General features: G+C 56.0%; 17 protein-coding genes and 2 pseudogenes. 13 read left to right on the top strand and 6 right to left on the bottom strand.

Annotated features, from left to right (window positions below; genetic code table 11):
- The first annotated feature begins 8 nt into the window (after positions 1-8).
- The 13 genes and pseudogenes from A7K61_RS03405 (at position 9) to avs1c (ending at position 17,241) form a co-directional block, all read left to right on the top strand.
- Complete coding sequence (locus A7K61_RS03405; protein ID WP_019819753.1) at positions 9-2,138, top strand: peptidase domain-containing ABC transporter; 2,130 nt, start codon at positions 9-11, stop codon at positions 2,136-2,138.
- Positions 2,135-3,187: an RNA ligase family protein gene (locus A7K61_RS33065; protein WP_171905451.1), complete on the top strand. Its 1,053-nt coding sequence runs from the start codon at positions 2,135-2,137 to the stop codon at positions 3,185-3,187. The genes A7K61_RS03405 and A7K61_RS33065 overlap by 4 nt, the downstream gene beginning before the upstream one ends.
- A gap of 53 nt (positions 3,188-3,240) precedes the next feature.
- Complete coding sequence (locus A7K61_RS03400) at positions 3,241-4,302, top strand: ROK family protein (protein WP_019819748.1); 1,062 nt, start codon at positions 3,241-3,243, stop codon at positions 4,300-4,302.
- A 67-nt stretch (positions 4,303-4,369) separates the two neighbouring features.
- Complete coding sequence (locus A7K61_RS03395) at positions 4,370-4,966, top strand: hypothetical protein (protein WP_019819746.1); 597 nt, start codon at positions 4,370-4,372, stop codon at positions 4,964-4,966.
- A complete protein-coding gene (locus A7K61_RS34145; RefSeq protein ID WP_367235741.1) occupies positions 4,963-5,175 on the top strand; it encodes a hypothetical protein in 213 nt (70 codons plus the stop codon). The genes A7K61_RS03395 and A7K61_RS34145 overlap by 4 nt, the downstream gene beginning before the upstream one ends.
- A gap of 184 nt (positions 5,176-5,359) precedes the next feature.
- Positions 5,360-6,739 (top strand): TolC family outer membrane protein, encoded by a 1,380-nt coding sequence (locus tag A7K61_RS03390; RefSeq protein WP_019819744.1) that lies wholly within the window; start codon positions 5,360-5,362, stop codon positions 6,737-6,739.
- 39 nt (positions 6,740-6,778) lie between these two features.
- Complete coding sequence (locus A7K61_RS30805; RefSeq protein ID WP_074059233.1) at positions 6,779-7,015, top strand: hypothetical protein; 237 nt, start codon at positions 6,779-6,781, stop codon at positions 7,013-7,015.
- A gap of 427 nt (positions 7,016-7,442) precedes the next feature.
- Positions 7,443-8,213 (top strand): hypothetical protein, encoded by a 771-nt coding sequence (locus A7K61_RS03385; protein ID WP_019819742.1) that lies wholly within the window; start codon positions 7,443-7,445, stop codon positions 8,211-8,213.
- Between the two features lie 82 nt (positions 8,214-8,295).
- Positions 8,296-8,370 (top strand): annotated as a pseudogene (locus tag A7K61_RS34140) (transcriptional regulator); the annotation flags it as partial.
- 569 nt (positions 8,371-8,939) lie between these two features.
- Complete coding sequence (locus A7K61_RS03380; RefSeq protein ID WP_019819740.1) at positions 8,940-9,902, top strand: DNA-binding protein; 963 nt, start codon at positions 8,940-8,942, stop codon at positions 9,900-9,902.
- A gap of 81 nt (positions 9,903-9,983) precedes the next feature.
- On the top strand, positions 9,984-11,168 hold the full coding sequence (avs1a, locus tag A7K61_RS03375; protein ID WP_019819738.1) for an AVAST type 1 anti-phage system MBL fold metallo-hydrolase Avs1a: 1,185 nt from the start codon (positions 9,984-9,986) through the stop codon (positions 11,166-11,168).
- A complete protein-coding gene (gene avs1b / locus A7K61_RS03370; protein ID WP_019819735.1) occupies positions 11,168-16,972 on the top strand; it encodes an AVAST type 1 anti-phage system protease Avs1b in 5,805 nt (1,934 codons plus the stop codon). Before avs1a ends, avs1b begins: the two co-directional genes overlap by 1 nt.
- A gap of 11 nt (positions 16,973-16,983) precedes the next feature.
- A complete protein-coding gene (avs1c, locus tag A7K61_RS03365) occupies positions 16,984-17,241 on the top strand; it encodes an AVAST type 1 anti-phage system protein Avs1c (RefSeq protein ID WP_019819734.1) in 258 nt (85 codons plus the stop codon).
- A gap of 668 nt (positions 17,242-17,909) precedes the next feature.
- Here the strand turns inward: avs1c and A7K61_RS03360 are convergent.
- The 6 genes and pseudogenes from A7K61_RS03360 to A7K61_RS03335 form a co-directional block, all read right to left on the bottom strand.
- The gene (locus tag A7K61_RS03360; protein WP_019819733.1) at positions 17,910-18,734 is read right to left on the bottom strand and encodes a hypothetical protein; all 825 of its coding nucleotides are present in this window, start codon (positions 18,732-18,734) and stop codon (positions 17,910-17,912) included.
- Positions 18,731-19,813 carry a ComEC/Rec2 family competence protein gene (locus A7K61_RS03355; RefSeq protein ID WP_019819732.1) on the bottom strand — a complete coding sequence of 361 codons (1,083 nt, stop codon included), beginning with the start codon at positions 19,811-19,813 and terminating at the stop codon, positions 18,731-18,733. Before A7K61_RS03355 ends, A7K61_RS03360 begins: the two co-directional genes overlap by 4 nt.
- A gap of 266 nt (positions 19,814-20,079) precedes the next feature.
- Positions 20,080-20,337, bottom strand: a pseudogene (locus A7K61_RS03350) (DUF3330 domain-containing protein); the annotation flags it as partial.
- A gap of 115 nt (positions 20,338-20,452) precedes the next feature.
- Positions 20,453-20,689: a broad-spectrum mercury transporter MerE gene (merE, locus tag A7K61_RS03345; RefSeq protein WP_069556925.1), complete on the bottom strand. Its 237-nt coding sequence runs from the start codon at positions 20,687-20,689 to the stop codon at positions 20,453-20,455.
- Positions 20,682-21,044 carry a mercuric resistance transcriptional repressor MerD gene (merD, locus tag A7K61_RS03340; protein WP_019819727.1) on the bottom strand — a complete coding sequence of 121 codons (363 nt, stop codon included), beginning with the start codon at positions 21,042-21,044 and terminating at the stop codon, positions 20,682-20,684. The genes merE and merD overlap by 8 nt, the downstream gene beginning before the upstream one ends.
- Positions 21,041-21,460 (bottom strand): hypothetical protein, encoded by a 420-nt coding sequence (locus A7K61_RS03335; RefSeq protein WP_019819725.1) that lies wholly within the window; start codon positions 21,458-21,460, stop codon positions 21,041-21,043. The genes merD and A7K61_RS03335 overlap by 4 nt, the downstream gene beginning before the upstream one ends.
- Positions 21,461-21,466 lie beyond the last annotated feature (6 nt).

The following is a 21,466-nucleotide window of genomic DNA, read 5'->3' as shown; positions in this document are numbered from 1 at the left end:
TAATTAATATGCGAAGCAATGAATATACAAATATACATTTTTGCGCGCAAAAAGTGGCCATTCAGGATGACGTTGACTGGTGTTTGGATTTTATTGCAGAACATTATCGCTGTGAAATGAATCATGTCACTCCGGATTCGGTTGGTGAAAAGGCAGAAGGTGTGTACGAAAAGGCACGCCAGCGTGGATTGGTGGCTCAGTCTCATAATGCAGTACTGGATGAATTGCCTTTACTTCAGTCGCCGACATTGGTTCGGCAGATTGATGGTCGCTTCATCGTGATGGTTGCTCGCGGTAAACAGGGTGCGATGTTCGTTACATCGTCAGGTTCGGAGGCGGAGCATATTAAATGGGACGATTTGGCGAAGATATTTTCCGGTGTCGTCGTAAAGGTTTCGCCTATGGGCTATACGCGTCCGCCTAAAAAAGTAAGGGTCCCATTGAGCAGGCTAACCGGGAATCTAGGTGATTTGACAGGGGCCACAATCCGTATTGGAGTGTTGGCGGTAGGGATTGAACTATGCTTGATTGTGTCTCCTCTGTTCATGAAGTTAGTTCTTGATCGAGTACTGCCGGCCGTAGATGGGCCACTTTTGGCCACCTCTGCTATATTTTTTTTTATACTGGTTGCGTTGCAGATGTTGTTACACGATGTTCGCAGCCAAGCGTTGATAAAGTTTAGCCAGCGCATAAACTTGCGCTGGCTGAGCAACCTCTTTACGCACCTTGTCCGTTTACCGATCAGTTTTTTTGAGCAACGCTCAGTAGGAGATGTCGCCTCCAAGTTTTGGTCAGTTGCGCACATACAGCGTACCCTGGCGGTCGGTTTTATCGAAGGTGCTCTTGACGGTTTGATGGCATTGGTTACTGCACTGGTCCTGGTCGTTATTGTTCCTCAGTTAGCAGGATTGCCTGCGGCAGCCCTACTGTTCTACATCATCCTGCGTTGGCGCTGTTTAAAACGGCAGAGAAAGGCGGAGCATGAACGTTCCCAATATTCAGTCGTCCAGCAGTCTCACATTTGGGAAACTATTTCGGGTATCCAGTCTGTTAAGCTATTCCAGAGAGAGAACAACCGGCTGGAGGGCTGGTTGGCGCACGTTTCTCAACTGTTTGATGGAGATAGAAGTTACCAAGAGGTTGAGGCAAGTTTGAGAACGAATTTTACAGCGCTGATGGCTATCGAGCGGGTAATAGTTATAGCGCTAGGTGCCTGGATGACGATGCAGCAAACGATCACTATTGCTCAACTAATAGTGTTTCTAGCCTATAACGAGCTTTTTCTTAATCGCTCCTTCACGTTAACTAATAAGTTGGCCGAGATAGCCTTGCTTGATGGACATCGTGACAAGGTGGCGGACATCGCTTTACACGAGCCCGAGGCGTCGGTCGCGAAAGAGGATAGCTTTGATATTCAGGGCGGCTCTGCAAGTATTGAATTTCGTAATGTTTATTTCAGTCATCCTGGCAGCAGAACCCACGTGTTAGAAGATTTTTCGTTGAAAATCCACCCCGGGGAGTGTGTTGCATTTACGGGGCCGTCGGGTTGTGGAAAGACAACGTTGCTACGCCTTATGCTAGGGCTGGCAGTGCCGCAAAGAGGGCAGATCTTGATCGCAGGGTGTGACTTACATAAGCTGAGTCCAGCAGACTATAGGTCAAATTTGGCGACAGTGATGCAGGAAGATCGTCTGTTCACAGGAAGTATTCTCGAAAATATTACTTTCTTCGAAAAGTACTATGATATGGAGTACGTCATCGAGGTGGCTCGTGCCGTAGATATTTACGATGACGTTGTAAAGCTTTCTGAAGGTTTGCAGACAAAGATAAAGGACAGTGGCTCGATTTTGTCGTCGGGTCAACGACAGAGGATTTTGCTTGCTCGTGCACTTTATAGACGTCCTAAATTTCTATTTCTCGACGAGGCGACAAGTCACCTGGATCCGACGCGAGAACGTCATTTTACTGAGCGACTAACAGCGCTTGATATCACTCGAATTATTGTTTCGCATCACCAACAACCACTGACGGCGGCAAATCGAGTATTTCATTACAGTGATGGGCGTTTTGTTGAGTCTGAAGGTCAACGCCGCTCATCTGTGGTTTCCAATTCAATGGCAGGGCCTAGTGAAGTATGAATGGCATGTATTTATCCCCGGATAAGCAAGGCGTCGTTCTTGCACGTGACAATCAAAGGTGCGTCGTCTGCGAAGGCACGGCAGATGAGGTGTGTTCTATACTCGATCTTCGTCTTTGGGACACATTTACATTTGATGCCCACAATTGGGTGTCTCTATGCGCCACCCATGCGGCCGCCGTAAAAAATGGATTGTTTCATCCCGCTGAATTAAGAAGTTTAGCCCGTATTGACTCGATACTCGTGCCCGCGCAGTGCTATCAAACCTTCACTTATGATCGTTGGGGAAATCAGATTCTCAGCAGTGGGGAGCGAGTCAGAGGTGAGCTCTTTCATGCTTCGGACGTCCAGGATATTTTGGCGAAAACGGGGAAGAGCGATAGCTTTGTACAATGGGCAAAATACCCTCGCACATTCCTTCTTCCTTGGGTGGATGCGGTCTCCGAGGGCGATAGAATAATGACCGACACGAAGGCGCTACACGGCAAAAGAGTCATCGTTACCGAGAAAATGGACGGCGAGAATATTACGATTTATCGCGACTATTTTCATGGTCGGAGTGTCGACGGCCCATCTCATCCTAGTCGGAATTGGTTAAGAGAGTTTTTGAATCAATTATCCATTCGTATCCCTACGGGCGTCAGGGTCTGTGGAGAGTATTTGTTTGCACGTCACGCTATAGAATATCGCGATCTGGAAAGTTATTTTCTCAGTTTTTCTGCTTGGACGGCACTTGATGAGTGCTTGTCGTGGGATGATTCAGTGCAACTGTTCTCGCGACTGGGAGTCTCTACTGTCCCTGTGCTATATGATGGGGTGTTTGAGCAACAGGCAATACACGAGGCCTGGCGTGAGCAGTGCTCACCGCAGAGTGAGGGTTATATAGTTAGGAGCGCGGACGCTATTAGGCCTGATCGCTTCCGGCATCTGTGTGGAAAATTTATCCGGAGTGATTATACGCAAGCCGATGCTATTCAACTCAATCGGCGTGAAGGGCGCCCCGTTGTCCCTAATGGTTTGCTTTCACCGACTTTGCTTGATCCTTCTTGACTGTTTAGGCTTGAATCAAGAATTCATTACATTTAATTGGTGGCGTATCTATCATGAGTTTCTATATTGCGGTTGATGCAGGATTTACCAATACCAGAGTTGCGGTAGTAAAAAGTGGGGAGGTTATAGCTTACGCCACCTCGGCGACGCCGGGGCGTTGCGACAAAGGCGTAGATGGATCAAACGCCGATGCGTTACAGGAAAGATGGCTGTGTCATCTTGTTGCGCAAGTAAAAAGCCAGTTAAGTTCGGAAGGTGCGTGCCTGGGTATTGGAATAAGTTTTGCGGGTGTCGTCTCGCAAGATGGGAGTATTTCCAAGGATAGTGCGATTTGGGGCAGTGCTAGCGAGGGAATCGAACTCGCAGATTTGGAGCGGCGCTTAGGGTTCCCCGTGCGTGTCGCAAACGACGTTTCTGCTGCCTGTTATAGATATGCGTTTGATTTCCAATACATGAAGGACGAAAGAATTTCGTTGATCAATATTGGGAGCGGTATAGGTGCAAAAACATACTTGCGAAGCCTTGACGCAATTTTGTTGGACTCAAAAGGGCGAACTGGGGAAATCGGATTGGCGATTGTAGATCCCGGAGAGCACGCGTTGGCCAGCCAGACAGGGAAATTTAAAGGCGCGTTGAATAACTACTCATCGGGCACTGGATTCGCAAGGTTTCTTGGCGTTCTTGCCCAGCAATGCCCGGATCTCTATGAATCCTCCTTGCTCAAGCGGGCGCTAAAAATGTCCTCGATTTCCATCGATGAAAAGTCGGGCGCTGCGTTAAATAGGATAAACAAGATTGCGATCAAGTGCCTTAATGATGGGGATATTTTTGTCTCGGACGCGCTTGACCGTTCGGTCGGCTGGTTGTCGATAGCATTGCAGCACGTCATTTTACTCGATTCGCCAGATCGAATCATTCTTTGTGGCGGGTTCGTTTCCTCAATCGGTCCATCGTATAGAGATCGCCTGGTAGCTAAGTTGGTGCCGCATCTTAATTATCTTTACAGTGAAGAAGAGATTATGGGGATGGTCCGTCTTGGTAATAACGATGATCTGGACAACCTCCTTGGTATTGCAGAGTTCTGCAAGAAATCACTTTCTCAGATCGGCGAATAATGGGTTGTCTGAAAAGGTAAATTTTTTCTTCAGGGGTGTTGTTTTCAGCGAGTGGCGGAGTACGACGATGAGGGGTTCTGACGTTGAAGTGCCCGCTGCTGGCGTCATGGAAAACTTCCTTTCAAAGATTCGGAGGTATGTGGGGGCTTCGGCGCTTGAGGCGCAAGTGCAGGTGTCACCTCATTTTTTGCCAGAGGGCGCCGTGTCTTTTGCTGTCTCGCTGAAGGACCTGGATTCTATGGCGGCGTTGGTGACTGATGACCTGCTACCGGATGAAGTTCATCGTAGTGTTTATCAGCGGCGTATTGCCTTCATTGGCGGGAGATTATGTGCTGAGTTAGCAATGGAGAGTATTAATGTTTCCACTGAGGGAGGGGTGTTCCGCTGCTTTGATGGCGTGCCGAAATGGCCTCCTGGTATCGTCGGATCTATTACCCACACCGAGCATATGGCTTACGCCACGATCGTTAACTCTTCTCATATTGGATCGTTAGGCATTGAAAGCGAACCGGTCGCGAGTGACGACGCGACGCGTAGTATTCTATCGTTTTGCTGCACGGATTTGGAGCGGGAGGTGTGGTTCGGTTCTGGTTTGGATAGCAGAATGCCACGCTTTTGTTTTCGGCTAAAGAAGCCTTTTACAAGGCGATTTATCCCCGTGTGATTCAACCCTTGGAGTTTACTGACGTGCAGGTTGAAGGTGTTTTTTGGGGGCGGGGAGAGTTGCTGCTATGTCCTGTATCTGAACGCCCGCTGCTCAAGCAGTTTTCTGGCACCTCCATCAAGTTTGTAGAGCATCACGGATGCGTTCCATACCACAGCATCGGAATTATTTCGTTGTTTTTAAAAAAGCTCGTGCTTAAGGCCGGATAACGCTGTTAACCCTCTCCATGCGTCATGACGCAGCGCCAAGTCCTTCTGCCAGTTTGAAGTCCTGGTGGGCTAAACAGGTGAGAAGAGCCCATTGGTCAATAGAGGAGCGCACGCTCCTTAACTATCCGCTTTAGTCCGCATTTCGCGTGATGGCGCGGTCGATAATCGAACGGTGAGTCAGCCGATGTTGAAGAAAGCCTTTTATCTATCGTGGATGCTGGCGCTACCGGTGCACCTCATGGCACAGCCCGGGCCAGTCAGGGAGCCGGATAGCTACGTCGATATTTGGACGCTGTACCAGCAGAACATAGTGTCCAATCCCAGAATCATTGGCGCCGAAGCGCAGGTTCGCAGTGCCCAGGGACAGGAGCGTGCCTCATTCGGGCAGCTGCTGCCGCAAGTCAGCGCCAGCAGCTCGTTTAACCGAGTAGGCCGCGAGCAGGGGACATACAAAGAGCTTGTCAACGGCGAGACATATGGCCTTCGCCTGAGTCAGTACCTTTACAATCCAGCGGCCTGGCGAGGCTTTAAGAAATACACAGAGATGACTGCGCAGTACCGTTCCCAATACGAGGATGCCAAGGTCGAATCTACCGTAGATCTAGTGCAGCGCTATTTTACCGTTCTGGCGGCCGAAGATGAATTGGAGTTGACCACAGCAGAGCGCAAAGCGACCCAGCGCAACTTGGATCGATTGCAGGCGATGTTCAAGCTTCGGCTGGCTACGGTGACGGATGTCTTGCAGATCTCCGCCAAGGTGGACAGCCTTAAGACAGCCGAGATCGAGGCTCGTAATCAGATTGAGGTCAGCCGCGAGGCACTGGCCGAACTGATCGGTCGCGAGGTCTATCAACCGCTCAAGCGGATTGATCAGGGCGTACACTTTGACATGCCTCCAGGCACCGAGGAATATTGGCTGGCCCAGGCGGTGAGTAGCAACCCGGCTCTACAGGCGAAGCAGAAGGCGGTCGATTCGGCCAATTACGCCATCGGTGAGGCGAAGGCCGGAAATTTGCCTACCTTAAGCATGGGTCTCGGCGCTCAGCGTAGCGACTTTGCCTACGAGAACGTGCCGTCGCCGCGCACGGACACTTATTCGGCTAGCGTCTCGATCCAGATTCCGATCTACAGCGGCGGCTCCACCAGCGCTCGGGTACAGGGCCTTTACGGGGCGCGAGACGCGGCTGAGCAAGATTATGAGTCCATTCGCCGACAGGTCATCAAGGAAACCCGCACTGCCTACATGAAAAGTGCCTCAGATCTGAGCAGGATTGCCTCGTCACGGCACGCGCTGGACTCGGCAACTAAGTCGCGGCAGGCCAGTGAGCGCTCGATGTCCCTGGGTATCGCGACTGCCGTAGAGGTACTCAATGCCGTGCAGCAGGAGTACTCCGCGCGGCGCGACTACCTAAAGGCACAGTATGACTTCATCTTTAATCAGCTGGTCCTGCTGCGCTGGCGTGGAGGGCTGACTGACATCGATATACAGAAGATCAATGCTTGGCTGAGTGTGCCTGTCCTAGGCGCGCAGAACGATATGTCGCCAATGAAGGCTAGGGGATGAGTGCGCAGCTACAAACGATTTCGGCGCCAGGAAACCCTAATGACGATTCACCAGGCGCGACACACCTATGATCCCAACCGACCTTTTTTCCCGTGGCTGCTGACTCTCTCGCGGCGCCGCATTGCTAACGGTGTGAGGTGTCGCTCACGCACCAAGCGACGCGAAATGGTGATCGATGCGTTTGATGTAACTTTTATCGACAACCCGGCGAATATCGAGTGCGAGTCTTCGGTGGATAGCGAGCGCTTATGTTCAGTCATCGGAGCAACACGTTGAAAACAAAACAGGCGGAGCACCCCGCAGTTGCTGTGACTTCATACTGCCGATAAGGCTGAGTCATGAATGACCCTCGTATCCACATCACTTCTGAGAACCTTGTTCAGAGCGAGGCCGTGCCAGTGCTTGATGAACCGATGGAAGCTCATGCTTTCGTATCCCGAATTCCCGAACTGTTGGTGGCTGAGATGAACGCTTAGCTAAACCGAGTGCTGCTTTTGGATACGCCTCAGGCCTTCCGCATCATTTTCGCCTGTCGGCCAAGTTGATGTTGATCTCAATACGCAACTCTCAGCGCAAGGCATTAGTCAGGGCCGCGCGGGTCGGGATGAATCAGTTGTTAAGCTGGTTCGTCTCATGACAAGACCGGGTTCAGTTGATGATGTTGTTTTGATATTGTGTTCGCTTGCCGATTCCGAGGTATCAAATGCACAAGCTTGTCGCTGAATATTTACGTCCATGGAAAGACAAGCTACCAACCCTTTACGATTGGGATTTTGACCAGGATCGCGCAACAAAAGACTTCGGATTGAGCTTTGGGGATACCACATCGTTCGGTAGAACGTTGGAGCTGAAGTCAGGTTTGCGTCAGCTGGTGAGGGAAACCGACTGCCCGATCGAGCACGCGAGAGTAGCGATCTATTTCGTAAAAGTTTGGGGGGGGATTACCCGCTTCTCAAAAGTCGAGGAGACACTTTGTCTTTTTGCACACATGAAGGGCAGCACAGCTCCGCCGGTGGCCTACAATCTCCCATTCAAGATGATCAGTAGCTGGTCGAAATGGGCGTCTATAGTCTGTCCTGAGTGGGCATGTATATATGATGTTAGGGTTGCCTACTCGCTAAATGCTATTAATTATCTAGCCGGGGCTAAGCACCCAATTTTTCCGATGCCAGAAGGGCGCAACTCACGCCTCAAGATGTTGGACGTTTCAACGCTGCTTTTGAGCGAAAGGTTGGGGCATACGCAACCACACGTTGATGGTGCGAGTGAGCCCAAGACGATCCGAAAAAATCACTTTATTCCTGAGCACAGTACTTACGCTACCTATGTGTCGTTGGTCTCCAAGGTGAGCCAGGATCTTTGGGGTGATTCCAACCGTATTCATGAAGTTGAAATGCTGCTTTTTTCGCTGGCAGATGCTGACATCTACGCTGATGTGTTTAAGCGTCTTTCCAACGTTGCGGTAAAGCAATAGAAAATTCGGTTCTCGCCGTTGTCACAAGGCACTCTAAAGTTTTATTTTGACTTGAATATCCAATGTTCCCTAGGAGCCCCCAACGTCCAAGCTCGCAGAATTCCGTCAACTCGAAAAACACCTCGCCGAGCAGCTGCAGGCCCTTGAGGTGTTGGAGCCGAAGTCGAATTGACCCAGTTGCCGATATGTGGCTGCCCCATTCGTCTCCTCGCAAAAACATTGCCTTTGCTGAATTTTGGCAGATTGGAGGTGGGTCAGACTTGCGTCAACACGTGGGGCAATTTGGCGTTGGCGCCAACAGGCTAGTGAACCTCATCTCTCAATTCTGATGCTTGCCGAAGTCCCCCGTTCAAGTTATTACTCCCAGCTCCTCAGTTACCGTCCGCCTGATGTAGGACTGATTCGGTTGCGCGATCGGATAAGCGAGGTGTTCTCACAAAATCGTATTGCTGCCGGCAGCTGCAGCGAAGTTACTCACGACTAAAAGTCCATTCCTTGTGACGCATCCGACGAAAATTACACGAACGCTATCCTGACACGACAAAAAGTCCAGGCTTTGTGTCTTAAGACAGTTCTTATAGCTAAAAAATGGGCAAATAGTCCAAGAATGATGTCGGTGCGGGCATCTGTATTATTCATTACGTTCAACGTATTATTAATTGAGTTTCGATTTTATAATGTCGTATAACATTCTATTATCAGACCTAATATACCGGGAGATAGTCCATGGCAGTAGGGGTGCCAGAAAACGAGGTATTTGCTGCCGCGGACGCGGTGTTGGCTCGCGGCGAACGGCCAACGGTCGAACGCGTGCGCCTGGAACTCGGGCGCGGCAGCCCGGCGCGGGTTGGCGGCCTGCTCGATCAATGGTGGGCGCGCCTGGCCGAACGGCTGAACGGTGAGACACGTCTGCCAGCGTTGCCAGCCGAAGTGGCGCAGGCCTTTGTTGCCATCTGGCAGCAGGCGATTCATCTGGCGCAAGGCGTCGCCGAGCAGTCCCTGGACCAGCATCGCCAGGTGCTGGCCGCCGAGCGCGAGCGCGTGGCCGTGATTGAAGGCCAGGCGCGCCAGGATGCGGCGCAGTTTCGGCAGCAGACGGCAGAGGCTCTGGCTGGGCGGCAGACAGCAGAAACTCGGTTGGCTGATTTGGACCAACTGCTGGCCCAGCGCCGGGCGCAGATCGAGGACCTGCAGCAACAACGTGGCGCCTTGCAACTGGACCGCGACGCCTTGCAACAGCAGTTGCAGGCTCTGCAAGCCGAGCTGCACGACACCCAGCACCAGGCCGAGCACGCACGGCTGGAGCAGGATGCCTACGTGCGGGGCGTCGAGGACCGTGGCTACCGCGAAATTGATCGGGCACGCGAGGAGAGCAAGACACATCAGGTTGAACGCCGAGAGCTACAGCGCCAGCTCGACCAACTGCAGCAACGATTGGAGCAAGACCGTCATGCCTTGAGCGAGACGCAGCGACAGGCAGCCGCTCAGCAAGCGCGGGCCGAAGTGGCAGCGGAGCAGGGCGAGCAACAGCTGCAAGCGCTTGAAGGCCGCCTGCATGCCACGCAGCAAGCGCTTGACGCAGTGCGGCATACGGCCGTGGCCCAACAGGCGCGTGCTGACACGCTGGAGCAGCAACTGGCCCAGCAGCAGGCGCCGAACCCGCGCAAGCCCAGAATCAAGAAAGGGTGAAGTGTTGGGGCGCGAATTCTTCGCCTTGCCAGCCGCCGTCCCTTAGACTGTGCAGCCCTAATCGGACGTCTGTTGGGCAGTATGCTGAAACTGAAGATGTATCCGGCAAATAAAGGTGATGCGTTTCTGGTCAATGCCAATGGCAATCACTTGCTGATTGATGGCGGGTATGCCAGTACCTACACCGACTACATCGCTCAGGATCTGGCGGAATTGTCACGACAGGGCGGGCGTCTCAGCCTGGTGGTATGCACCCATATCGACGCCGATCACATCGGTGGGCTGCTGACCTTCTTTTCGACCAATGGCGGTCCCGGCAACCGAGGCATCGACGTCGACGAGGTCTGGCATAACAGTCTGCGCTCCTTACCGTGCCCTGCCACCGGGCCAAGCCTGACTGAAGATGCCACGGTGCTTGAAGCCATAAAGCGACGAGGTTTCCCCATACCTCCCGAGCAGGCGGCCGATCCGATCAGTGCGCGCCAGGGCAGCTCGCTAGCCAATCTCCTCAGAAGCCAGGGTTATCACTGGAATTTCGGTGACGGATCTCGCTGCATAGACCGCCGCTGCGCGACACTCGACCTGCCGCATACAGTACAGCTTGCCGTGCTGGGCCCTAGTGTCGCGCGGCTGGAAAGTCTTCGCACCTTCTGGCTCAAAGACATGCAGAAGTTCGGCTATCGAGGTGCAGCGCAAAGCAGCGATCTGGTGGACGATGCCTATGAGATGTGGTGTGCCCATGCTGCTCAACAACCAGTTTCTGCGGGCATTCAACCGATTGCTGCAAATCAGGAGCTGTCGTTGGCGCAGGTGTACAAAGCCGACACGTGGATTGCCAATGGCAGTTCCATTGCACTGTTGTTGACGGCGGGGCGGTCAACCGTGCTGTTGTTAGGTGATGCCTGGGCCGAAGACATGGTCGAAGAACTGAAATGCCGGCAGCCAGAGTCGGGGCCCTTGTTGTTTGACGCCATCAAGATCGCTCACCATGGGAGTTATCACAACACCAGTGTGGAGCTGTTGGCTTTGGTGGACGCCCCATGCTTTCTGATTTCCACCAATGGCAAGGGAAGGCATGGTCATCCGCATTTCGAAGTACTGAAAGAAATCGTCGACCGGCCAGCGTCTTTCGAACGCACGCTGTATTTCAACTATGAAACCGCAGCCTCACGACGGTTGCGCAACTACTCATCGAAATCCGGAGCGCGTTTTAGCGTTCACGTGGTTGAAGGCGAATGGATTGACCTTGGAGAAGCCCAGCTGTGATGGATGAAGCTGTCAAACAAGCCACCTGCATGATTATCGGTAGCGAGGATGTAGGGACCGGTTGGCTGATTACACCCTCGCTCGTGCTAACGGCGCTGCATTGCGTGAAAGCCACTGCGGCGGCAGGCGGCCCCCTCACAGCCCGCTTCGGGACTGGTACTGCTGCGACTCAGTATGCTGTGGTGGTTGAAGCGCTGGACGACGATCTCGATGTATGCCTGCTGCGCCTGCCTGCGCCCTTGGACATTGAGCCGATTCCACTGGACGGCAGCCTGCCCCGGGTGGGTGCAAAGTGGTACGCGTTCGGCTATCCGACGACCAAGGTTGATATTGGTCATGCCCTCAACGGTGAAGTCCAGCAGATATTGAGCGAACGGGTGCACGGAGTGGACCTCGACCTGTCGGTCGCTCCAGGATCCCACCTCTCCGATTATCAAGGCCTGTCAGGCGCGGCGCTCATGACCGGCCGCGTTTGTCGCGGCATGCTGCGGCTGAATGTCGACACGGCGCTCGCTGCGCTGAGCATCGACCAGTTGCGTCCATTCCTTGAGGCCCACGGCGTGCTGCCTGAACTCCTTGTCGACGCCGAGCAGAGCGCGCCGCATGGCGCTCGCCCGGAGTTTGACGAGCTTTTTGAAAGCCGCCTGGCGAGCCTGAACGGCGGTTACCTCTGGGTGGAGGGCGCGCACGGTATTGGCAAGTCGACCTACTGCAGGCAGTTTGCACCGCGCACCCAGCCACTCGAAGTGCTCGGGGTGTACGCGCTTTCGGAGCGAGGTCGAGGAATAACGCCCGCGCACCAGGCTCAGCCGGAAGTATTCTTTGACTGGATCAACTCGTTATTGTCGCTGCAAGTGAGCGGGAAGCCGGCCAGGTTGCGGGAGCTGTCCTACCCTGATCTGATCCAGCAGACCCATGAAGTGCTCAACGCGCTGGCCCATCGGCACGCCGCTGCCGACAAGGTCGGGGTGCTGTTTATCGACGGCCTGAACGAAGCTGTCGGGGTGAGCACGGATAGTCTGCAGCGTTTTGTCGGCTTACTTCCCTCGGTTTTGCCTCGCGGGCTCGTGATCGTCATTACCGGGGTTGGCTTGGAAGCGCATGCCAGCAGCATCGGCCCCCTGCTGCAGAGCGCGGGGCGCTTGACCCTGCCGGCCCTTGATCACGACAGTCAGCACGCGTTGTGCATCGAGTTGCTCGACCCGGGCGTAGCGACGTCGACGCTGGTGGCCCTGCTGTGTGAGCGGGCCGTGGGCCACCCGCTGTACCTCCATTACCTGGCGGATCTGGTGAACGGTGGCGCTAGCGAAGCCGATATTGCTCGATTGCCCGCCTTCAGTGGCGCCATTCAGGATTATTACGAGACGCTCTGGGGACAACTCCTGCCGGACCCCGACGCGGTCAATCTGCTGGGGATCATTGCCCGGCTCCGTTGGGGGATTTCCACAGCAGACCTGACCGTCATGCTGCTGCCCGCCGAGAGTGCCGTCTACATCGCCACACTGGCCCGGATCCAGCACTTGCTTTCTCGAACGGGTAACACCGAGATCTATCATCCATCCTTTTCGGAGTTTGTGGCGCACAAGACCTCAGCCATGAACCAGCGCCTGCAGGAGCGGCTGGCGACTTTCTGCGTCACTGCGGAGAGTGGCGACTACGGACAGCTGAACAGGGTCTATCACGGCCTGCTGGGTGGAAAGCAGGCGCAACTGCTGGCCATCGGAGAATGTCAGCAAACATGGGTGGACGCCGCCGTTGTGCTGGGCTCAGAGCCCGATGTACTCCTTGGCGACATCGATCATGCGCTCGCCGCCGCGACGCGTATCGGTATGGCCACCGACATGGTCCGTTTGCTGCTGCTGTCACAACGATTGACCTTTCGCTACGACACCCTGTTTACCCAGTCAGCCGAGCGGGTGGCGCTGGCTCTGCTGGCGCTCGACAAAACCGATGAAGCACTGCGCCATGTCATTCGCAATGGTCGCGTGATTGTGAGCGCGCACGAAGCGTTTACAGTCGTCCATGCGCTGACGCGCAAGGGCCGCCAGCGCGAAGCGCAAATCCTGCTGGATAAGGTTCAGCTGTCGCTGAATGCGGTATTTGAACAGTGGCAATCCGAGGGTAGCATCGAGACTGATCGGCTCATCGAGACGATCCAACTGCGCTTGCACGGCTTTGCTTTAGCCGTAGCAGCGGGTGGACAGCCGCCAGTGAAGCGCTTCCTTAACGCGATCGTGCATCAATTCGTGCGCGCCCCGCATAGTCCGTTTTCCGTCGAAGAGCAAAATGAAGTTCTGTTACAGCTCACAGGTAACCTGAGCGGCGCGCTGCTTTGTCTGCGCGGACAGTTTACGTCGCTCCTGCAGCTCAAACTCCCTAACACCGATCCCGAGCAGATCCTGCACTCGCTGCTCCACACGCTGGTCTTCGCCGAAATGAACTCCCGCCTGTATGGTGTTCGCCTGGCCCGGGAGAGTATCAACTTGCTGTTGGAGGATTTGGAAGCGGTCAGCCAGACACTACAGCAACCCCAGGATCTGCGCGTCGTCGTTGTCGATACGCTGATTGAGGCGGGGGCCACTCGGCCGCTGGTACGAAGGTGCACAGTGGGCATTGCCGACACCCCGCAACCGCTGGCCTTGTATAAAACCAACCGTGCCGACCCCGATCGGGAGGGTTTCCACGAGTCGTATCGGCAGCTGCGTGCCCGGTATTTCCTCGATGACACCCAGCTACAGCCGGTGGTCCACCCGGTCCAGCCGCATGACTGGGAAGGCCCATTGCGCTCGATTGCTGCGGCCATCGCCTGGGCTGATGGTACCGCGCGCAGGGCCACGGCCGAGGCGGATCACGCCACTGTTGATCAGGTATGGTCCTGCGTAACTGATGTGATTTTACCGGCTTGGGCCATCCCCCTCGCTTCTCGGATCCTGTGGCAAGGCGCCTACAGCATTCCGGAGACCATCATCCCTGTTCTGTACGAGCGTTTAGCAAAACTGATACTGGACTGCTTTCCCCAGCGGTCAGGTGTGTTCATTCAGGTGCTTGAAGCGGCGTTTGATCACCAGTTCGGCCTCTACAACGAAGGTTTCCGCCAGGCGCTCGCGGGTGTCGCGGAGCAGTTCGTCAGCGCCGAGTTAACGGTGGACACGGCGGACGCGCTCTTCAACCTGATCATCCGCTGGCGAGACTACGTCGCGGCAAATGTCGAGAACCGATACGAGCTGATACCCGAGCTATTGCGCATTGTCCCCCTGCTGACGCGATTGGACGCGACCGAACAGGCCTTCCAAACGTATCAGTTGGCACTGCGTTTTTCGATGGGCCCAAGCTGGTACAAGGAGGATCAGTTGTCCCTGATGTCCAGTACGCTTGAATCCCTCCCGATCGAGCTGAAGGTGCCCCCGACAGCGCAGGCACAAATTGCGGCTTACCTGGAACGAGCCAGCGGGGATATGACGTTTCAGCGGTATGTTCGGGCAGACAAGGGCAGCTTCATCTCTCAACTCTGCCGGCGTTCGTTGTACGCTGGTGCCGTTCAGTATTTCAAGCATCAGTCTTGCGGGTCGCTGGCGCAACTATTGGCACAAGCGGCGGCCGGTGATCTGGACAGGGTATCACCGCTGGTTGGCATGCGATTCCCGGGCGGCGCGCTGGAGGAGCAGGCGGCCATGCTCGCCTTGCTTCGCCAGGTGCCGAGCAAGGCGGACTGGCGGCTGCGCTGGGCGCTGCTTGAGGTGTACCTGCATGGTGATGAGCGACACCTGGGCGACTGGGGACGAGAGTACGCGCTCATTATCACTGCACTGGAAGTTGAGCCAGACGATGTGGCCTGGGCGACACGGCGAATCCGGGTCCTGGTTCAAGGCATGCGCGCTGAACGGGCGTGGATGCTGTTGAGGGAGTCGGTCCTCCCCTTGTCCGCCGCTATCAACGCTGACCTTGCCCGCTTGCTGGAAGAGACCGAGGCGCGCGTAGGGCAGGAGCGCCTTGCGCAACTCGCCTCCATGTTTGGTTTTGAGTCTGAGCAACCTCGGGCGGCAGAAAAAGCGACGGGTAGCCCTGAGATACAGCCAGATCAGGTTGATTCCCTTGCGGACGAGCTCTACCGCCCAGGTCTGTTCGGCAAAGTGTCGGTTGAAGAGCAGGCCCGCAAAGATCTAGCGGCGGCGCGCTCGCTCCTGCGCCGAGGTAATTCGAACGCGGCAGTCAACGCCTGTATCGAAGTCCTGCGCAACCTCCAAGCGGGAGGATGGTCCATCTGGTCGAACAACCATACCGGTACCGCGGCGGAGCGGCTGATCATCGCCGAGGTACAAGACGGCAACGAGTTGGCCCGTCTTTATGGCCCGCTGTTGCTCGAGGAGCGCCACGTGCAGCGATGGCGCATCGCATCGCACCTCATTGACGTCGTGGCCAACAAGGTAGCGGCGCCACAACAGGTTGCCTTGCTTGACATCGCCATTGAGCATGTCGGACAAATGGTGGGAGAGGCGTCGACTGAAGCGTTCGACTACCTTGACCGCTGCGAGATCGAGGCCAACGAAGCGCTTTTTGAACTGTTGCTCTGGACCCTTGATCATCCGGTCTGGGAACGCCGCGACAGCGGCGCGGCCATGCTGCTCTGGCTGTCCTCAAGGGATGACACCTGGTTTGCCCAAGTGGTGAAACTTGCCTTTTCAATGGATCCGCGCAACCGGGCGGACATCGCTGCTGCCGTTCTCGACGTGCTGTCCTGCCGCAATCCGGCGGTGTTGTGGCAACGCTTAGCACCACACCTCATCATCGCTGAGGTTGTAGCAGAATGTCGTCACGTAGCACGGTTTGCCACGCTTCTGCGTATCGCCCAGCGGGCGAGTGAGCAGGGCTGCGCGACTGCAGCTAGCGTGGCGTCGGCGATGCGCGCAAGTTGCGCTGACGGCCCTGTTCCAGCGTCTGCCCAGTCGCCTGCAGTACCTGAGTTCTTTCCACAGGAGCTCCACGAACTCTGGCATACACTGGCAGAGCTCGGTGCCCTCACGGAAGCGTCGCTGACGCAGCTTGGCACGGTGCTAGCCGATACCTGTCGACCGCTCTCTATTGATATGGCACAGCAGCTGGAAATGAAAACTGCGCAGAGTTTTCGAGAGCCGGACCATCTCTCCACGGATCGTTGGGCTGGTAAACTGCGCTATGCCTTGAACGCGGCATTGTTTCGCCCCATGCCTGTGGACAGGCTGCTCTCCATCGAAGCGGCGCTGCGCACCTACAATCCGAGCACCATTGCCGCGCCCAAGGACGGTAACCGATTGCTCTCTGGCCTCGTGACCGCACTGGAAAATGGTGACGAGCAGGACTATCGACCCGCTTGCGACGATTTGGTGTTTCTGGATCTCCAGTGCTTCGTGGAGTTGGAAGGGGAAACCGCGTTCATTGAACTTGTCCCGCATCTGGTTTCTCCTGATCCCAGACAAACGCCGTATCGCTCAGGCTATGGATTTAAATCAACGGAGCTGCCACCCGATACCCCTGATCAGCAAATGGCGATCAGTGTCAGGGCTCAGCCAGTTGTCGCGTACTTTGCCTCGCTCAGTCCGGCGGTGCCTACTCACAGTTTCACCCAACTGATCGGGGCCAGCCCCTCTGCAACCATCAGGTACCATTGGCGCGATGGCAGCAGCGTTACGGGCACCGGCTGCAGTCGTCGATACGAGGCCGCACTGCTCGCCGTACAGCGGGGAGCACTCGCGCTTCCTCCAGGCTGGAACATCGTCTGGGCGCTGCGAGTCAACGGGAATGTGCGGGCAATTCTGCACGATGTTTAGAGGGCGATGACATGCTGACATCTTATGCGACACCGCTGACGCGGGCGGATTTTGAAGCGCGTGTGGGCTACTCGGCGGAACAGTGCCGCATGGGACTTATACACTTTGCCAAAGGGCTACGAGGCACTGAAAGCCTTACCCAAGTGCGGTGTTTGCCCAACGGCAGAATCGATTTGCTGAGCATCGACGAAGCAGCCCGCTTGCACGCGAACATGATGTATCAGATGCGGAATTTCACACCCTCGGTTGCCGAGGAAGGCATCGAATAACGCATTGCCGGCCCGGCCTCGAGCCAGGGCATTTCGTCCATTTTATGCAGGATCGAATGTGCTCGCGGCCGTCTCGGCCAAGCCAGGACAAACGCCCGGATGCTCGCTCAACGGCTTTGGCCGCTGCAACATATTTGTGCGGCTTTTGACATTTTGTCGTTCGGACATTCTGACCGTTGTCGGCCTGCTGTCTGCACACCTTTGGGCACGGCAGCGATTCATTTGATCTACGCCGCCCCCTGCGTGGTGTGGGGTTGTAGCCGCGTAGTTTCGCTTCAGCATCACCTCGGTGTTAATGCTCAATGCTTGAACTCAACATGGCTGAGTGGAGCTGGATCGCCGTTTCGCGCCTGGGATCGCCCGGATCGCAGGTTTGCAGCAGCTCCTCGAGCAGGCCAATGTTAAAAAGGATCCACGGCTCCAGCTCCCACTCTAATCCGGGTCGCCAACAAGACCTACTGTCGGTGTCGCGGGGCGTGCAAGTGCAAACCCGCACGGCCGGTGCGGGGGGCGGCTTTTTCCGCTTGGGGCAGGGGACAGGTGTTCGCGGATTGTAACCGGAAGGGGGAAGGCTGCCGGGCCGGCGCCCTGTGTCGGGACAACACGTCTGTGGCATTGCTCAGCTTTAGCAAGCGGCTTTCGCCCCCTGCTAAAGGGAGTGCCCGGGTCTATGCGGATTTTTCTGCAGTGGCGCGTGCCGCTCGTGGCTTCGGCGCCCAGGCTTCGCAGGTCAGGACAAGAGTGCGTGCGTAGGAGAAAGCAGCCTCACGTACGGACTGTTCGGTGAAATACCTCAGCCACAAAAACAGCATGGCCAGCGACACTGCAACCGATGTCAGCTCCCCACCATTGAGCAACGATTCCGGTGTCGCCGCCGCCTGGAAGCGGATTACCCAACTATTCAGGCCGTGTCGAACCCCCACCCAGACCAGACTGCCCAAACACAGGCTGATCGCGACACACCGCAATCCGAAAGCATTGCGGCGGAAGCCGTAGGAGATGTTGTCCTTGTACAACAGGCCGAATTGCTTGGTATCACGTGTGGCATTGCGCAGCATATTTCCCGCGGAAGTATAGAGGGCGTCCGCCGCTTGCGGATCGGCGGCTTCCTCACCTGCGTTGGGGAAGCGAGCGCCCATCTTCTTCGCAAGAATGGCGTGATAACGCTGGAGAGAGGCCACGTCGAAGGTGGTGTTTTCCCGATGGCGCAATACCTGGGTACTGGGCATGCCCCCCCACTTCTTCCACAGCGCGGGCTCCTTGGCTTTTCCGCCACGTCGGGCAAAATCAGCCAGCAGATACAGCAGACCGCAGACGATCAACGCGGAAACCAATGTGCTGAGCACCCCGAGCTTCTCGCTGTACAGCGAGAACACCAGCACGATCACCGGCGACAGGGTCAGGAGCGCAGGGTACAGACGTGCCTGTCGTTCGTAGGGATCGGAGAACTGACCGATGGCCTTGGCAATGGATGCCCCCGTACTGACCGTCATTCTTCGACTTCCTCATAAAACGGCAGATAGGTGATCGGCCCCCAGCCTTCACGCTTCGGTGTGCCCTGGGTGAAATGAGAAATTGCCCGCCCCTTGGTCTGGCCAACGCGAAAGCCGCGACGAAGGAATGCATTGGTAACAACCTTCTTCGGGTGCCGCGGGGCGTTAGCGGCCGCTGACACATAGGCCGTCCGTGAGGGTTGATCCGGAGTGTTCTGCAGCGGCTCGCCCACGATCATATTCAAGGTCTCGGTGGACACGTTGTGCCGACCGCCATGGTGGGGAATCTGCACAAAGCTGACACGCTGGGGCAAATCAATGCCAATGCTGCTGGCAAAGTCCGCGCAGGCGCGCAGGGCCTCGATGCCCGCATCCCCGGTCAGCAGGTAACCGCCTTTCCCGACGGTGGCAAACAGGATTGCGCTGCTTTCATTTTCAGCCGAGGTCGTTACCGTATCGGGCAGATATTCCTTGTCCCACAGGTCGGCAACATACCCGGCCGCTTCCTTGATCATGTCGAAGAAAGAGGCCGCGGTACTCTCTTCTTTCTTGAGCTCAGGGGATTTTTCAAACTGGGGGACTAGTCCGTGGACATAATGGTCTCGGGTGGGTGACAACACCGTAAAAATCCCGATCTGGCTGCCGGCGAACGGTTCGTGGATCGGAATGTCTCGCTCCAGCGCGGCTTTTTCCAGGGCATTCGCGGCCGACATTTTTTGCTTCAGGCGCTCGGCAAGGCTGTCGTTGGTGATCCGACCATCGTGGAAATAATGGCGAATCTCGTTGCTGTACGCCCAAGGGCGGTGCATCCACAGTTGGCCTACCGTCAGGTTCTCCAGGACGTGCAGCAATCCCCCCGCATGGTCATTGTCCGGATGCGAATTGACCACGTAATCGACGTAATGCGAGTTGAAGTGTTTTTTGACATGCTCGACCAGGTCAGCGCCGTAGGCCTTGGTGCCACCGTCATAAATCAGGATTTTGTATTGATCATCCTCGCGCCAACGAACTGCGATCGCGTCGCCACTGTGTTTACCTTCCCCCACGGGCAAGAAGTCAATTTCGATACCGTTCACCATTTTAAGCGCTCCAAATTTTTGTTGTTGTCTCTGCCGCCGACCAGCGCTCACGAGGAATGGCCGTCTAAGTGTAACGGCTCGCGTTTGAAATCGGCCGCGCTCGCAATCAATGCGATTCCCGGCTCAGATTAACTGCAACTGACGGAGCAGCCGGGCTCACATTCACTGCGAGTGAGCTTGCATTCAGATGCGTCGGCTTGCATTCCATCATCGTGGGCTCACGCTTTCTGCAATTAACCAGAGCCACTTTCCAGAGGCAAAGCGAATTAGTCGTCGTGACGGGTACTGACCTTTTGTGTGCAGGGGCTATCAGGCTCGAATGCCGCCCTCTTATCCGCGCGAGACATAAAGCGTTGATAGCACTCCAGGCCACAGAAGTGCACGACGTACTCGGAACCTTCCGGCGTAAGCGCGGCGTCAAGGGGAATGTCCTTGCAACATTCGCAGCAGCTGATGGTAGGGGTGTTGTTTGCGTTCATGATGGGGTTCCTCCGTCGTCCAAGAAAACCTAGTAACGCTTCCGCACCCGTGATCGAACCTGTGCGCAGATCGACCTGCGGCCGGTAGTGCAGAAGAATTCCCGGCGCTCCCAACTCTGCCGCAACTCGGCAGCGGAGACCGCGCAGTGGTCTGAGCGGATCACGGCCGCTCCCGAAAGGCCCGCAGTGCCGCTCTCAGGAAGAGGATGAAGAAAACCGCCAGCACGAGCGCAGCGAGGCTCCAATGTTCGCTGACGAAGGCCCCGGCCGCAGTCCCCGAAAGCAGCAATGCCAGCACCGGCAAATGGCAGGGGCAAGTGAGCGCGGCGAGCGCACCCCACGTGTAGGCGCGCCAGCGGGGTATCTTGATTGATTCGGATTGGTTGGTGTTACGCATGGGCGTGACCTTCGACGGCGCAATGGGTCAGCCCGGCCAACTCCGTTTTCACTGCGGCTAAAGCCGCCTGCCGTGTCGCGATTTGCCGAAGCAAGCGCTCGATACACCCGATCACATCGGTACTATCGTGCGCATCGAGCGCTCGACAGAGCCGCGCCAATTCGTCGAGCCCGATACCGGACTCGAAGGCGGCACGCACGAAGCACAGCCGCGCCAGGGACCGCTCATCGAAAATGCCGTAACCGCTTTCCGTGCGCCGCGCGGGCTGCAGCAAGCCGCGCAGCACATAATCTCGGACGATATGGACACTAACGCCCGCGTCCTCGGCCAATCTGGATATGGAGTAGGCATTCATCGCCGACACACCCGATCTTCACCGCAAACTGGGGCGCTCAGATATTTCCTTCCGGCTAGGCGCTCAGGTAGCCAGATGAGCAACGGTGCAGCACCCAGAGCCAGTAGCAGCCAAAGCCTGGAGAGATGCTCGCCGTTTTGGTCAAACACATAAGCCAGTAGCGCACCAACCGCGAGCAACAGGAAGTAAGGCCCCGTGATGTAGCAGTGAAGGCGGTGACAACGCGTGGCGTTGACCAGGCAGGCGCCGCCCATCACGGCCAGCGCGGCGCCCGCTGCCAGGAACAACGCGGGGCGTCGATCTGACAGAACAATCGCTATCGTCGCCACGACGGCAGGCAGCCCCCAGAAGCTGACCACCTGCCATGTCTTGCGTAGGCTGTCGCACCTACCGAGTTCGCCTGCCGTGTTGCTCATGTTTCA

Source organism: Pseudomonas sp. AP42 (assembly GCF_001728935.1).
Lineage (GTDB): Bacteria > Pseudomonadota > Gammaproteobacteria > Pseudomonadales > Pseudomonadaceae > Aquipseudomonas > Aquipseudomonas lactis.
The sequence above is the reverse complement of the archived record's forward strand: the minus strand, read 5'-3'. Positions and strand labels throughout refer to the sequence as shown.

What these genes read in the sequence shown, in the direction of transcription:
- A7K61_RS03405 (WP_019819753.1), top strand. Translation starts at nt 9, where the DNA reads ATGCGAAGCAATGAATATACAAATATACATTTTTGCGCGCAAAAAGTG.
- A7K61_RS33065 (WP_171905451.1), top strand. Translation starts at nt 2,135, where the DNA reads ATGAATGGCATGTATTTATCCCCGGATAAGCAAGGCGTCGTTCTTGCA.
- A7K61_RS03400 (WP_019819748.1), top strand. Translation starts at nt 3,241, where the DNA reads ATGAGTTTCTATATTGCGGTTGATGCAGGATTTACCAATACCAGAGTT.
- A7K61_RS03395 (WP_019819746.1), top strand. Translation starts at nt 4,370, where the DNA reads ATGAGGGGTTCTGACGTTGAAGTGCCCGCTGCTGGCGTCATGGAAAAC.
- A7K61_RS03390 (WP_019819744.1), top strand. Translation starts at nt 5,360, where the DNA reads ATGTTGAAGAAAGCCTTTTATCTATCGTGGATGCTGGCGCTACCGGTG.
- A7K61_RS30805 (WP_074059233.1), top strand. Translation starts at nt 6,779, where the DNA reads ATGACGATTCACCAGGCGCGACACACCTATGATCCCAACCGACCTTTT.
- A7K61_RS03385 (WP_019819742.1), top strand. Translation starts at nt 7,443, where the DNA reads ATGCACAAGCTTGTCGCTGAATATTTACGTCCATGGAAAGACAAGCTA.
- A7K61_RS03380 (WP_019819740.1), top strand. Translation starts at nt 8,940, where the DNA reads ATGGCAGTAGGGGTGCCAGAAAACGAGGTATTTGCTGCCGCGGACGCG.
- avs1a (WP_019819738.1), top strand. Translation starts at nt 9,984, where the DNA reads ATGCTGAAACTGAAGATGTATCCGGCAAATAAAGGTGATGCGTTTCTG.
- avs1b (WP_019819735.1), top strand. Translation starts at nt 11,168, where the DNA reads ATGGATGAAGCTGTCAAACAAGCCACCTGCATGATTATCGGTAGCGAG.
- avs1c (WP_019819734.1), top strand. Translation starts at nt 16,984, where the DNA reads ATGCTGACATCTTATGCGACACCGCTGACGCGGGCGGATTTTGAAGCG.
- A7K61_RS03360 (WP_019819733.1), bottom strand. Translation starts at nt 18,734, where the DNA reads ATGACGGTCAGTACGGGGGCATCCATTGCCAAGGCCATCGGTCAGTTC.
- A7K61_RS03355 (WP_019819732.1), bottom strand. Translation starts at nt 19,813, where the DNA reads ATGGTGAACGGTATCGAAATTGACTTCTTGCCCGTGGGGGAAGGTAAA.
- merE (WP_069556925.1), bottom strand. Translation starts at nt 20,689, where the DNA reads ATGCGTAACACCAACCAATCCGAATCAATCAAGATACCCCGCTGGCGC.
- merD (WP_019819727.1), bottom strand. Translation starts at nt 21,044, where the DNA reads ATGAATGCCTACTCCATATCCAGATTGGCCGAGGACGCGGGCGTTAGT.
- A7K61_RS03335 (WP_019819725.1), bottom strand. Translation starts at nt 21,460, where the DNA reads ATGAGCAACACGGCAGGCGAACTCGGTAGGTGCGACAGCCTACGCAAG.